The organism is Pseudomonas rosaeacicularis (assembly GCF_057128745.1).
This window is the reverse complement of sequence record NZ_JBSKHT010000003.1, coordinates 124,767-136,785: the sequence shown is the minus strand read 5'-3', so window position 1 is coordinate 136,785 and position 12,019 is coordinate 124,767. Positions and strand designations below refer to the sequence as shown.

Sequence of the window (12,019 nt, the reverse complement as noted above, 5' to 3'; positions counted from 1 at the left end):
CAAAGTACTAAACGACTAGGCTATTGTGCGGGCTCCAAAAATTCGAACAGCAAAAAATGGACTGCTCATGAATAAAGTGTTGATCGTTGATGATCACCCTGTCATTCGCCTTGCCGTGCGCATGCTAATGGAGCGTCATGGTTATGAGGTCGTCGCAGAGACGGATAATGGAGTGGATGCCCTGCAGCTGGCACGCGAGCATTTGCCCGATATTGTCATCCTGGACATCGGTATTCCCAAGCTCGACGGTCTTGAAGTTATCGCCAGGCTTTCGGCAATGACCCTGCCTTTCAAGGTACTGATCCTGACCTCGCAGGCGCCGGGGCATTTTTCCATGCGCTGCATGCAGGCCGGTGCTGCAGGCTACGTCTGCAAGCAGCAAGATCTCACCGAGTTGCTGAGTGCCATCAAGGCGGTACTGTCGGGCTACAGTTATTTTCCCAATCAGGCCTTGCACACTGTTCGTTCAAGTTTGGGAAATGCCAGCGAGGCAGAAATGGTCGACCGACTGTCCGGTCGAGAAATGATGGTCTTGCAGCAATTGGCTCGCGGCAGAACCAACAAGGAAATTGCCGACGGTATGTTTTTGAGCAACAAAACGGTCAGTACCTACAAGACAAGGCTTCTGCTGAAGCTTAATGCACATTCGCTGGTTGACCTTATCGAACTCGCGCAACGAAACGGGCTTGTTTAGACCTTTACGCTGGTGAGGACTAAGGCGTCGGAGGGCGCATTTATTGAAATTTGACGCAGTCGGTACAAAGCCTCCCGACATTCCCATGGGAGGCTTCGTTGACTATTCGCTTTGGACGGTAGGAGCAGGGTTGAATTCAAAGATCGAAGTCGTAGTCGGCCAGCTGCCTTTGAAGGCGACGCTCTTCAAGGAGATTGTCGATGGTGCGTCGTTTGCTGAGGTTCGTCTTTGCCGTCTCTACAGTTGATTGCGCGCTGTCATCGGTTTCGACGACAACGAAGTCATCATCCGTGTCCAGTTGCTCTTTGTCAGTGCTCATAAGTTGACTCCAGGCTTAGCCGGTCATTGGCGGACCTTATAGCGACAATCTGACATGGGGTAAAAAAGATTTTTTCAATCGATCAGCCTTCAAGATACCTATCGCTCAATCGTCTGAAGTTTTTTCTCGGTATTCACACAGATCTTCGATCCTGCAACTCCCGCAACGCGGCTTCCTAGCTTGGCAGACGTAGCGGCCGTGCAATATCAGCCAATGGTGAGCATCCAGCAAAAAATCTTTTGGGACAAACTTCATCAACTGCTTTTCGACCTCGACGACATTCTTGCCTTTCGCGATGCCGGTGCGATTGCTGACACGGAAAATGTGCGTATCCACCGCCATTGCAATCTGCCGGAATGCTGTATTGAGCACTACGTTCGCAGTTTTGCGGCCGACGCCCGGCAACGCTTCAAGTGCCTCACGAGTCTGTGGTACCTCCCCGCCATGGTGCTCGATCAGTAGACGGCATGTTTCGATCACATTCTTCGCTTTGCTGTTGAAGAGGCCAATGGTTTTGATGTACTGCGATAGCCCTTCAACTCCAAGCCCGTAGATGGCCTGTGGCGTGTTTGCGACCGGGTAGAGGCGGGCAGTCGCCTTATTCACGCTGACGTCTGTTGCCTGCGCCGAGAGGATCACGGAGATCAACAGTTCGAACGGTGTGGTATAGGCCAACTCAGTTTTGGGGTCAGGATTGTCTTCATGCAGTCGACGAAAAATCTCCAGACGTTTTGCTGCATTCATAGCTGCCGTGGTTCCTTGGGTGTTTACCGAGATTCCGGGAAGAGTGCGTCAGGGTTTGGTGCTTTCAGCTTCTTGTCTATCGAGCTGATTCAGTAAGTTTTCTGCCTCTTCGACAGCTACCTTCAACAGTGCAATCTGGTCCGCCGGGGTATCCGAAGCCGTAGCTTTGTTCAACGCGGCCCGACGCATGGCCAACTGAATCTTGGCGCGATTGAATGAGGCCATATCTGGTTTACCAGTAACTAGCGCCGGCTCATCTCGACTTTTCGTTTGTAAGCGTTCTAGCGCGCTTTCGGCGATTTCGAATTCCTTCTGCAATTCAACCAGGCGCAAAGCTTGTGCGGCAATCGGTGGGTGACCGAACGCCTTCAAAGACCGATGAAGTTGGGTTCGAGTCATCGTCACGGCGATACGCGCTTGCTTGAGCGCTGCATCGACGTCGCTCGGCGCGTGCGCCCTGTGGTTCGTAGCCGCTTGCGAGGAATGTTCTGACGGGGCCAGCCGATAATCCCGAGCCTGGCGTTCAATCTGCCTTTGGTTCTCTTCTCTCTTAAGTCGTGCATTACGCGCTTCAAAGCGGTAGCGAGCCTTGTTGCGTTTTGCAGTGCGTGCCAAGTGCTGCGCGGAGGTGAGCGTTGCGGCGCCGACGATCGGCGTAAAAGCACGCATCGGGACGGGGTGCATTTCGATGCAATCCACAGGGCAGGGTGCGACGCATAGGTCGCAGCCCGTACATTCATCGATGATGACCGTGTGCATAAGCTTCGCAGCGCCAAGGATTGCGTCTACGGGACACGCCTGGATGCACTTGGTGCACCCAATACACTCGGCTTCACGAATGAACGCCACTTGGGCCGGGGCCGTTCCGCGCTCGATGTCGAGCTCGACAATGGGCACCTCAAGCAAATGAGCCAATTGGGCGATGGTTTCGTCGCCGCCGGGCGGGCATTTATTGATCGCTTCGCCGCGCGCCAAGCCTTCGGCATAAGGCTTACAGCCTGGATGGCCGCACTTGCCACATTGGGTTTGTGGCAACAGGGCATCAATGCGTTGGATCAGGCTCATGCTGAATCAAGGCCTTGGGTAGTGGGCAGTGTTTCTGACACGCAAAAGGGTTCAGCACAGGCAAAAATCCCGGCAGTCATTCGACCGCCGGATGATTCATTTACTTGATACGCTGGCCTGGCCTGGCGCCGCTGTCAGGGCTCAACAAGTAGATTTCCTCACCGCCGGGGCCTGCCGCCATGACCATGCCTTCAGAGAGGCCAAAGCGCATCTTCCTAGGTTTGAGGTTGGCAACCATCATCGTTAGACGGCCCTCGAGCTCTGAAGGATTCGGGTAAGCACTCTTGATGCCGGAGAAGACATTGCGCTGCTCGTCGCCAATATCCAGCGTCAGACGCAACAGCTTGTCTGCGCCTTCAACGTGCTCGGCCTTCACGATCAAGGCGACACGCAGGTCAACTGCAGCAAAAGTATCGAACTCGATTTCAGCTGACAGCGGGTCCAGGGTCAATTCCCCATTGCCTTCGGGCCCTGTGTCAGTCGCGCTGGCGGCCAGATCTTCTTTGGACGCCGCAGTCATAGCTTCCACTTTTGCTGGGTCGATACGCGTCATCAATGCCTGGAAAGGATTGAGCTGGTGATTGCTCAGCAGGCTGCCGTGATCATCCCACGTCAGTGGCGAAACATTCAGGAAACGTTCAGCGTCGGCGGCGAGAAGCGGCAGAACGGGCTTGAGGAAAATCACCAATTGGCGAAACAGGTTGATACCCAGCGCACACACGGCCTGAACTTCATCCTGCTTGCCTTCCTGCTTGGCCAGCGACCACGGCGCCTTATCGGCGATGTAGGCGTTGGCACGGTCTGCCAGTCCCATGATTTCACGCATGGCACGGGCGAAATCTCGTGCTTCATACGCGTCCGCGATGCTTGGCGCGGCAGCGAGGAAGGCATCGGTCAGTTCCGGGGCAGCGTTCTCGGCCACCATCACGCCGGCATTGCCCCTGTGGATGAAACCAGCGCAGCGACTGGCAATGTTGACCACCTTGCCGATCAGGTCGGAGTTGACCTTCTGCACGAAGTCTTCCAGGTTCAGATCGAGGTCATCCACGCCGCGGCCCAGTTTTGCAGCGTAGTAATAGCGCAGGTATTCGGGTGACAAATGATCAAGGTAAGTGCGCGCCTTGATGAAGGTCCCGCGCGATTTCGACATTTTCTGACCGTTGACTGTCAGGTAGCCGTGCACGTTGATTGCAGTTGGCTTGCGCAAACCCGCGCCGTGCAGCATCGCCGGCCAAAACAATGCGTGGAAGTTCACGATGTCCTTGCCAATGAAATGATACAGCTCGGTGGTCGATTCTTTGTTCCAGAACGCATCGAAGTCCAGTTCAGGACGTCGGGCGCAGAGGTTCTTGAAGCTGGCCATGTAGCCGATTGGCGCATCCAGCCATACGTAGAAGTATTTGCCTGGCTCGTCCGGGATCTCAAAACCGAAATACGGCGCGTCGCGGGAGATGTCCCACTGCTGCAAGCCAGCATCCAGCCACTCTGCGATCTTGTTGGCCACTGCATCTTGCAACGTGCCGCTTCGGGTCCAGCTTTTGAGCATGGCGTCGAATGCAGGCAGATCGAAGAAGAAATGCTTGGAATCCTTCAAGACCGGCGTGGCACCAGAGATCGCCGACTTGGGGTCTTTCAGATCGGTCGGTGCGTAGGTGGCACCGCATTTTTCACAGTTATCACCGTACTGATCTTCGGTGCCGCACTTGGGGCAAGTACCCTTGATGAAGCGGTCGGCCAGGAACATTTTCTTTTCCGGGTCGAAATACTGGGTCACTGAGCGCGTGGCGATGTGACCAGCGTCACGCAGGCGGGTGTAGATCTGGCTCGAGAGCTCACGATTTTCTTCAGAGTGGGTGGAGTGGAAGTTATCGAAATCCACAAGGAACTCGGCAAAGTCCGCGCTGTGTTCAGCCTGGACATTGGCGATCAGTTGCTCTGGAGTGATGCCTTCTTTTTCGGCGCGCAGCATGATAGCCGAGCCGTGAGCGTCGTCCGCGCAGACGTAAATGCACTGATTGCCGCGGTGCTTCTGGAAACGCACCCACATGTCGGTCTGGATGTACTCCAGCATGTGGCCAAGGTGAATTGAACCATTGGCATAGGGCAGGGCGCTGGTAACGAGAATCTTGCGTGGCTCGGACATTGGGCTCGGCTACTTGAAGTGAAACGGAGGTCGGCCACTATAAAGGGCTGAGCATTTTTTTTCACCCCGCAGCGGTGTGGGAAACGTGCCGTAAATGCAGGGAATCGATGTCGCCGCCCGACAGAAGGGGTAGGATGGCCGCCTGTTTTGCTCAGTCTTTATTTCGGGAGTAACCCATGAGCGCTGTTAATCGCGCAACGGTGGAAGCCGTCCTTCGTCAGTACACTGACCCTTATTTGAATCAAGATCCGGTGAGTGCCGGGTGCGTGCGTGGCATCGAGATTCAGGGGGATCGCGTCAGCGTTCAACTTGAGCTGGGTTACGCCGCCGCCTTGTTTATAAAGGGGTGGGCGCATGTCCTGCAAATCGCCATCGAAGGCCTTGAGGGTGTGTCGTCGGCGAAGGTTGAAATCAATACGCTGATCACGCCGCACAAGGCTCAGGGTCAGATTCCTGCCCTGGCTAATGTCAAAAATATCGTGGCCGTCGCCTCCGGCAAGGGTGGCGTGGGCAAATCCACCACTGCTGCCAATCTGGCCCTGGCACTGTCACGAGAGGGTGCCCGAGTAGGTATTCTCGATGCTGATATCTATGGCCCGAGTCAGGGTGTGATGTTTGGTATCCCTGAAGGCACGCGCCCGAAGATCAAGGATCAGAAGTGGTTTGTGCCGATCCAGGCGCATGGCATTGAAGTGATGTCGATGGCTTTTTTGACCGATGACAACACACCTATGGTCTGGCGAGGACCCATGGTATCCGGCGCGCTTTTGCAGCTGATCACCCAGACCGCATGGAATGACCTGGACTATCTCGTGATCGATATGCCTCCGGGCACTGGCGATATTCAGCTGACCCTGGCGCAGAAGGTGCCAGTTGCCGGTGCTGTAATCGTCACGACACCGCAGGATCTGGCGTTGCTCGATGCCAGAAAAGGGGTGGAAATGTTCCGCAAGGTCAGCATTCCGGTTCTCGGCGTCGTTGAGAACATGGCAGTGCATATCTGCTCGAACTGTGGCCATGCCGAGCATTTGTTCGGCGAGGGGGGCGGCGAGAAGCTGGCGACCCAGTACGACGTTGAACTGCTGGCTTCGTTGCCGCTGTCGATGCTGATTCGCGAGCAAGCCGATGGTGGCAAGCCAACAGCCATTGCTGAACCAGAAAGCCAGATTGCGATGGTGTATCAGGAATTGGCGCGACACGTTGGTGCGCGGATTGTATTGCAGGAAGCGGCTTCGCCTGCAATGCCGAATATCACCGTCAGCGACGACTGATACAGCCGAGTTAGGAGCGCGCTTGCCCACGATAGCGTTGTGTCAGTTTCGATCCTTCGACTGACACAACGCTATCGTGGGCAAGCGCGCTCCTGCGAGATCATGCCTTGCCCTAAAAACTACAGGCACAAAAAAACCCCGCTTTTGAGGGCGGGGTCTTTTAAGCGAATCAGTACAAGTTAGATAACTTGAACTTCTTCAGCTTGCATACCTTTCTGACCGCGGGTAGCGATGAAAGAAACCTGTTGGCCTTCTTTCAGGCTTTTGAAGCCGTCGGATTGGATAGCTTTGAAGTGAACGAACAGATCGTCACCCGATTGTGGAGTGATGAAGCCGAAGCCTTTTTCATCGTTGAACCACTTAACGGTACCAGTTTGGCGATTAGACATGGTGTATCTCCTTGGACAAAGTTAACTGCGACTCAGGAAGAACCCTGGCCGAGACTGAGTGCAAAGAGCAGGAAAAATTCTTGGAGATGGTTGGATCGAAATTCAACATCGTGTAGAGATTCTCAGTGACACAAGCAACACAGTGGACCCACCTTAACCGTTTTTTTCTGATGTGCCAATGGTCTGTCGAGGATTTATTTCAAGTCATGCCAAACCGATTCACTCCCGGGGTCGGACAGCCTTTGAACCCGGCGCCTTGGCCCGGTAAGATACCGGACATCTTTTTCACCTCGCTATTCAGGACATCGCCATGAGCATCAAATCGGACAAGTGGATTCGCCGCATGGCGCAGGAACACGGCATGATCGAGCCGTTCGTAGAGCGTCAGGTGCGTGGCGAAGGCGCTAACCGGGTGATCTCATTCGGCGTCTCCAGCTATGGCTATGACGTACGTTGCGCCGATGAATTCAAGGTGTTTACCAACATCAATTCGGCGACCGTTGACCCTAAGAATTTTGACGAAAAAAGTTTTGTCGATGTGAAAAGCGACGTTTGCATCATCCCGCCAAACTCGTTTGCTCTTGCGCGCACCGTCGAATATTTCCGCATCCCCCGTAATGTACTGACTATCTGTCTAGGCAAAAGCACTTACGCGCGCTGCGGAATCATCGTCAACGTCACTCCGCTTGAACCGGAATGGGAAGGCCATGTGACGCTGGAGTTTTCGAACACGACCACATTGCCAGCGAAGATTTACGCGAACGAAGGCGTCGCACAGATGCTGTTCCTGGAATCTGATGAAGAATGTGAAGTCTCGTACAAGGATCGTGGCGGCAAGTATCAAGGACAGCGTGGCGTCACTTTGCCACGTACGTAACCGCTAAACTAAAAATGCCGTTGGTCATTTCGAAAGTGAATTAGTCGTCAAATCGGCACTCTACAGACTGAACCGTTCCCATTCGCCGCATGCGGATGGGGCCAGACGCTCAGGGAGTGCCCTATGAATAGACAACAATCGAACCCCACCAGCAAGGAAGCGGACCCGGGACAAAATCAGGTAGGACTCTTGGCCTGGTCACTGTTAGCGCATCCACAGTTGAACATGGTGGGCGGCGGTATACCCGGCCAGCCAAACCCCGATACCCCGAACGAATATCCTCAGCCTGAAGAGCCTGGTGTGCCGACCATACCTGACGAGCCGCCACCTGCCCCTGTTGCATGATTTCTTCCCTGCCCAAGCGTGTGCCTGGGTGGGGAACTTTCACCACACAATACCCGTTTGAAACGTTCCAGCCCCTTTTAAAACTTCAATGCGCTTCCCAAATCGCCTCGTCTCCTACAACAAATATGCGGCTGTCCTGCGCTCGCTCGATATTCATCCCACCCGTAAATGCGCCGAACGCTGGCAATAGCGTCAGCGACTTCTGCACGTAAAAACACGCCAATCGCAGGCGTTGTCGTCCCTTGCCGTACAAACGGTAAGCGGGATGGACATGCCCGGCCAGTACGTGATGCGTGGGGTGAGGGTCTGGCTCGTGCTGTAACGCAAAGGGCTCCAACAACAATGGCTCCGTCACTACCTCGATGTCCAGGCGCTCCGGCGGGTCTCCCGCGCGCTTGTCATGGTTTCCGCGGATCAGCGTGATGCGGAGCGCGGCATGCTGTGATCGCCACTTGGCCAGCGCCCCCAAGGTGCCCGCCGCGTGAGATTCCGGGGCGTGCAAGAAATCCCCCAGGAAGATCAACCGATCGCAGGGCCATGCGCGCAGCAATGCGTCCAGGCGATGCAGATTGTTTTCCGTAGTGCCATGAGGGACGGGCTGACCCAGCTTGCGATAGGCCGCGGCCTTGCCAAAATGCGCGTCGGCAATCAGCAGGCAGCGTTGGGCCGGGTAATAAATCGCTTTGTCCGCCAGTAAATACAGTTCCGCGCCGGCCAGTTCGATAGGCAACCATGACTTCATGCGCCACCCTCAGGCCCGGCGGCTTTCTCCAGGTCACGGACCATCCGTGCGATTCGGTCAGCCAGTTTTTCGCTACTCAGACTTTCCCGCATACGCTCCACCAATAATGGGAAGGCCAGCGGGGTAGGCCGCTTGATAACGTGCAAGTCCAGCTGACGGCTGTTGATGCGCTGCAACGTGTGTTCAAGGCGGGTGACGTCCAGTTCCTGACGCATGACTTCTTCCTCGGCCTGGGTCAGCAGCAGATTGCCTGCGTCATATTGTTTGAAGACTTCAAAAAACAGTCCGCTAGAGGCCTGAAGCTGTCGATTACTTTTGGGCGCTCCCGGATAACCGGAGAACACCAGCCCGGCAATGCGGGCGATTTCCCGAAAGCGCCGCAATGCCAGTTCGCCCGCATTCAGGCTGGCGATGATGTCAGGCAATAACTCATTCTCGCTAAACAGGTCAGGCTTTAACTGCGCAGCCCAGTCGATTTCTGTCGCGCTGAGCAATTCGAAGCCGTAATCGTTGACCGCGATGGAAAACGTCAGCGGCTGATCCCGGCTCAAGCGCCAGGCCAGCAGGCTGGCAAGCCCCAAATGTACGTGACGGCCTGCGAACGGATAGAGAAAGCAATGCCAGCCTTCACGAGATTTCAGCACCTCGGCCAGCAATGTGCTTTTGCGCGGCAGCGCCGACCACTCCGTCTGCACGTCGAGCAGCGGTCTGACGGCCTGCATCTCCGGACTTGAGAAATCGCCCTGCGCGGCGGCATCGAATTTTTCCACCACAGCGTCAGCCAATTCGCTGGACAGTGGCATCCGCCCACCATTCCAGCGTGGGACAGCAGCCTTTTTTGTTGTAGCGCGCTTAACGTAGGCGCTCATGTTCTCGACCCGTACCAGTTCCAGCAGCCTTCCTCCGAAGAGAAAACCATCGCCTGGCTTGAGGCGCGCGATAAAACCTTCTTCAACGCTGCCCAATGAACCGCCGCCACCGCCCTTGCTCCACCACTTCACGTTGATGCTGGCATCGCTGACGATGGTGCCGACGCTCATCCTGTGGCGCCTGGCCAAACGAGCGTCAGGTACACGCCAGATGCCGTTGTCATCCGGCTCCACGCGCTGGTAATCGGGGTAAGCGGTCAACGAGTGCCCGCCTTGGCGAACGAACAGCAACGCCCACTCCCATTCTTCATCGCCCAAATCCTGATACGCCCAGGCTGTGCGAACCTCGGCCAGCAATTCGTCAGGCTTAAATCCGCCGCCCAGCGCCATACTCACCAAATGCTGTACAAGAACGTCCAGGGACTTGTGGGGCGATTCCCTGGGTTCGATCAGGCGGGCAGCCACTGCGTCGTGAGCAGCGGCCGCTTCCACTAATTCCAGGCTGTGAGTGGGCACCAGCGTGACGCGCGAGGGACGCCCGGGGGCATGGCCTGAGCGCCCTGCGCGCTGCATCAACCGCGCGACGCCTTTGGGCGAGCCGATCTGGAGCACCCGCTCCACCGGCAGAAAGTCCACGCCCAAGTCGAGACTCGACGTACAGACCACTGCTTTAAGGTGGCCTTCCTTCAGTGCGCGCTCGACCCAGTCGCGCACCTCGCGCGCGAGTGATCCGTGATGCAAGGCGATCAGTCCGGCCCAGTCGGGGCGAGCATCCAGCAGCGCCTGATACCAGATTTCCGATTGCGCCCGAGTATTGGTGAACAGCAGGCAACTGGCGCTGCTGTCCACTTCCTTCACCACTTGGGGCAGCATCCGCAGCCCCATGTGGCCAGCCCAGGGAAAACGCTCGATGCTGGCAGGCAGCAAGGTGTCAACAATGAGCTCCTTGACCACTTTGCCCTGAACCGTAACGCCGCCTTCGCCCAACAACACTTGTTGCGCGTGGGCCTGATTGCCAAGCGTTGCAGATAGCCCCCAGACGATCAGGTCTGGATTCCACTTTCGCAGACGCGCCAACGCCAGTTGCAACTGCACGCCGCGCTTGTTGCCGATCAGTTCGTGCCATTCATCGACGACGATCATTTTCAATGGCGAAAGGGCGACGTGGGCATCGGCACGGGTGAGTAGCAATGTCAGGCTTTCTGGCGTAGTGATCAGCGCGGTCGGCAAGCGCCTGCCCTGTTTCGCACGCTCGCTGCTGCTGGTATCGCCCGTGCGCAGGCCGATGGACCACGGAATGTCGAGCTCTTTGAGCGGCGCCTCAAGCGCGCGCGCGGTGTCTGCGGCCAGCGCGCGCATCGGTGTGATCCACAAGACGGTGAGCGGCGGTGCCGGTACTTTGCGTTTGCGCGGCTTGTTGTCGAGAGTGGGCTTTACCGCTTCAGCGAAGCTGTTGAGGGCGCCGAACCAGACCGAGTAGGTTTTGCCCGCACCAGTACTGGCATGCAGCAGGCCCGATTGGCCCTCTTTGACTGCTTTCCAGACTTCTTTCTGGAAAGGGAACGCCTTCCAGCCGCGTGCTGCAAACCATCGCTGGGCGAAATCGGGGGATTTGGGCATGCGTGGGCTGTGAGCTCTGAGCAGGGTTAAGTCAGAGACAGCCGGGGGAGGGGATTAGTTTGAAGTTTGTGCTGACGCCCTCCTGTAAGAGCCAACTTGTTGGCGAGGAAGAATGCGGTGTATCAGGTACGCCGCCTCGCGAACAAGTTCGCTCCTACAGAGGATCGAAGGTTACTTCAGATTCCCGCTCAGGAACTGCTGCAAACGCTCGCTCTTCGGACTGCCCAGCACGTCATCCGGGTGGCCGATCTCTTCGATCTGGCCCTGATGGAGGAACACCACCTGATTGGCTACTTTGCGCGCGAAACCCATTTCGTGAGTCACCAGAATCATCGTCCGACCTTCTTCGGCCAGACCTTGAATCACCTTCAGCACTTCACCCACTAACTCCGGGTCGAGGGCAGAAGTGGGCTCATCAAACAGCATGATCTCCGGTTCCATCGCCAGGGCGCGGGCGATGGCCACACGCTGTTGCTGGCCGCCAGACAGAAACGCCGGGTACTGGTCCGCAACGCGCGCCGGCAAACCGACCTTGTCCAGGTACTTGCGAGCACGCTCTTCGGCTTCGACCCTGGACACGCCCAACACCCGGCGCGGCGCCATGGTGATGTTTTCCAGTACCGTCATGTGGCTCCACAAATTGAAGTGCTGGAACACCATCGCCAGGCGGGTGCGAATACGTTGCAGCTCGGCTGGGTCAGCCACGCGCATGCCGCTGGCGTCAGCGACCATACGGATTTGCTGGCCATCCAGGCTCATGGCGCCGTCGTTTGGTTGCTCGAGAAAGTTGATGCAGCGCAGGAAGGTGCTTTTGCCCGAGCCACTGGCGCCGATCAGGCAGATCACGTCGCCGACGTTGGCCTTGAGCGAAACGCCTTTGAGCACCTGGTGGTCGCCGTAGCTTTTATGCAGGCCGTCGATGGTCAGTTTGTACATGACTG

11 protein-coding genes and 1 pseudogene are annotated in these 12,019 nt (G+C 56.5%); 4 read left to right on the top strand and 8 right to left on the bottom strand.

Features of this window, described 5'->3' with window-relative positions; translation table 11 throughout:
- Nucleotides 1-67: 67 nt before the first annotated feature.
- The gene (locus tag ACWKWM_RS05240) at nt 68-694 is read left to right on the top strand and encodes a response regulator (protein ID WP_483834373.1); all 627 of its coding nucleotides are present in this window, start codon (nt 68-70) and stop codon (nt 692-694) included.
- Between the two features lie 136 nt (nt 695-830).
- Here ACWKWM_RS05240 and ACWKWM_RS05235 read toward each other — a convergent pair whose 3' ends face one another.
- The 4 genes and pseudogenes from ACWKWM_RS05235 to metG form a co-directional block, all read right to left on the bottom strand.
- Nucleotides 831-1,013, bottom strand: coding sequence for a PA3496 family putative envelope integrity protein (locus ACWKWM_RS05235; RefSeq protein ID WP_483845111.1), 183 nt, complete (start codon nt 1,011-1,013; stop codon nt 831-833).
- Nucleotides 1,014-1,118: 105 nt separating this feature from the next.
- Nucleotides 1,119-1,757 (bottom strand): endonuclease III, encoded by a 639-nt coding sequence (gene nth, locus ACWKWM_RS05230; RefSeq protein WP_483845110.1) that lies wholly within the window; start codon nt 1,755-1,757, stop codon nt 1,119-1,121.
- A 51-nt stretch (nt 1,758-1,808) separates the two neighbouring features.
- A pseudogene (gene rsxB / locus ACWKWM_RS05225) lies at nt 1,809-2,822 on the bottom strand (electron transport complex subunit RsxB); the annotation flags it as partial.
- 100 nt (nt 2,823-2,922) lie between these two features.
- Nucleotides 2,923-4,965 (bottom strand): methionine--tRNA ligase, encoded by a 2,043-nt coding sequence (gene metG / locus ACWKWM_RS05220; RefSeq protein WP_483845109.1) that lies wholly within the window; start codon nt 4,963-4,965, stop codon nt 2,923-2,925.
- A gap of 176 nt (nt 4,966-5,141) precedes the next feature.
- Here metG and apbC point away from each other — a divergent pair, with 176 nt between their 5' ends.
- Nucleotides 5,142-6,236 carry an iron-sulfur cluster carrier protein ApbC gene (gene apbC, locus ACWKWM_RS05215; protein ID WP_483845108.1) on the top strand — a complete coding sequence of 365 codons (1,095 nt, stop codon included), beginning with the start codon at nt 5,142-5,144 and terminating at the stop codon, nt 6,234-6,236.
- A 179-nt stretch (nt 6,237-6,415) separates the two neighbouring features.
- On the opposite strand, the gene ACWKWM_RS05210 is transcribed toward apbC, so the two are convergent.
- On the bottom strand, nt 6,416-6,625 hold the full coding sequence (locus ACWKWM_RS05210; RefSeq protein WP_002554837.1) for a cold-shock protein: 210 nt from the start codon (nt 6,623-6,625) through the stop codon (nt 6,416-6,418).
- Between the two features lie 310 nt (nt 6,626-6,935).
- Between ACWKWM_RS05210 and dcd the strand changes: the two genes are divergently transcribed.
- Nucleotides 6,936-7,502, top strand: a complete 567-nt coding sequence (dcd, locus tag ACWKWM_RS05205) for a dCTP deaminase (protein WP_483845107.1) — start codon at nt 6,936-6,938, stop codon at nt 7,500-7,502.
- A gap of 123 nt (nt 7,503-7,625) precedes the next feature.
- Nucleotides 7,626-7,847 carry a hypothetical protein gene (locus tag ACWKWM_RS05200; RefSeq protein ID WP_483845106.1) on the top strand — a complete coding sequence of 74 codons (222 nt, stop codon included), beginning with the start codon at nt 7,626-7,628 and terminating at the stop codon, nt 7,845-7,847.
- An 85-nt stretch (nt 7,848-7,932) separates the two neighbouring features.
- On the opposite strand, the gene pdeM is transcribed toward ACWKWM_RS05200, so the two are convergent.
- The 3 genes from pdeM to ACWKWM_RS05185 all read right to left on the bottom strand — a co-directional run bounded on the left by pdeM (nt 7,933) and on the right by ACWKWM_RS05185 (nt 12,014).
- A complete protein-coding gene (pdeM, locus tag ACWKWM_RS05195) occupies nt 7,933-8,589 on the bottom strand; it encodes a ligase-associated DNA damage response endonuclease PdeM (RefSeq protein WP_483845105.1) in 657 nt (218 codons plus the stop codon).
- Complete coding sequence (locus tag ACWKWM_RS05190) at nt 8,586-11,078, bottom strand: ligase-associated DNA damage response DEXH box helicase (RefSeq protein WP_483845104.1); 2,493 nt, start codon at nt 11,076-11,078, stop codon at nt 8,586-8,588. The genes pdeM and ACWKWM_RS05190 overlap by 4 nt, the downstream gene beginning before the upstream one ends.
- A 171-nt stretch (nt 11,079-11,249) precedes the next feature.
- Nucleotides 11,250-12,014, bottom strand: a complete 765-nt coding sequence (locus ACWKWM_RS05185; RefSeq protein ID WP_483845103.1) for an ABC transporter ATP-binding protein — start codon at nt 12,012-12,014, stop codon at nt 11,250-11,252.
- Nucleotides 12,015-12,019 lie beyond the last annotated feature (5 nt).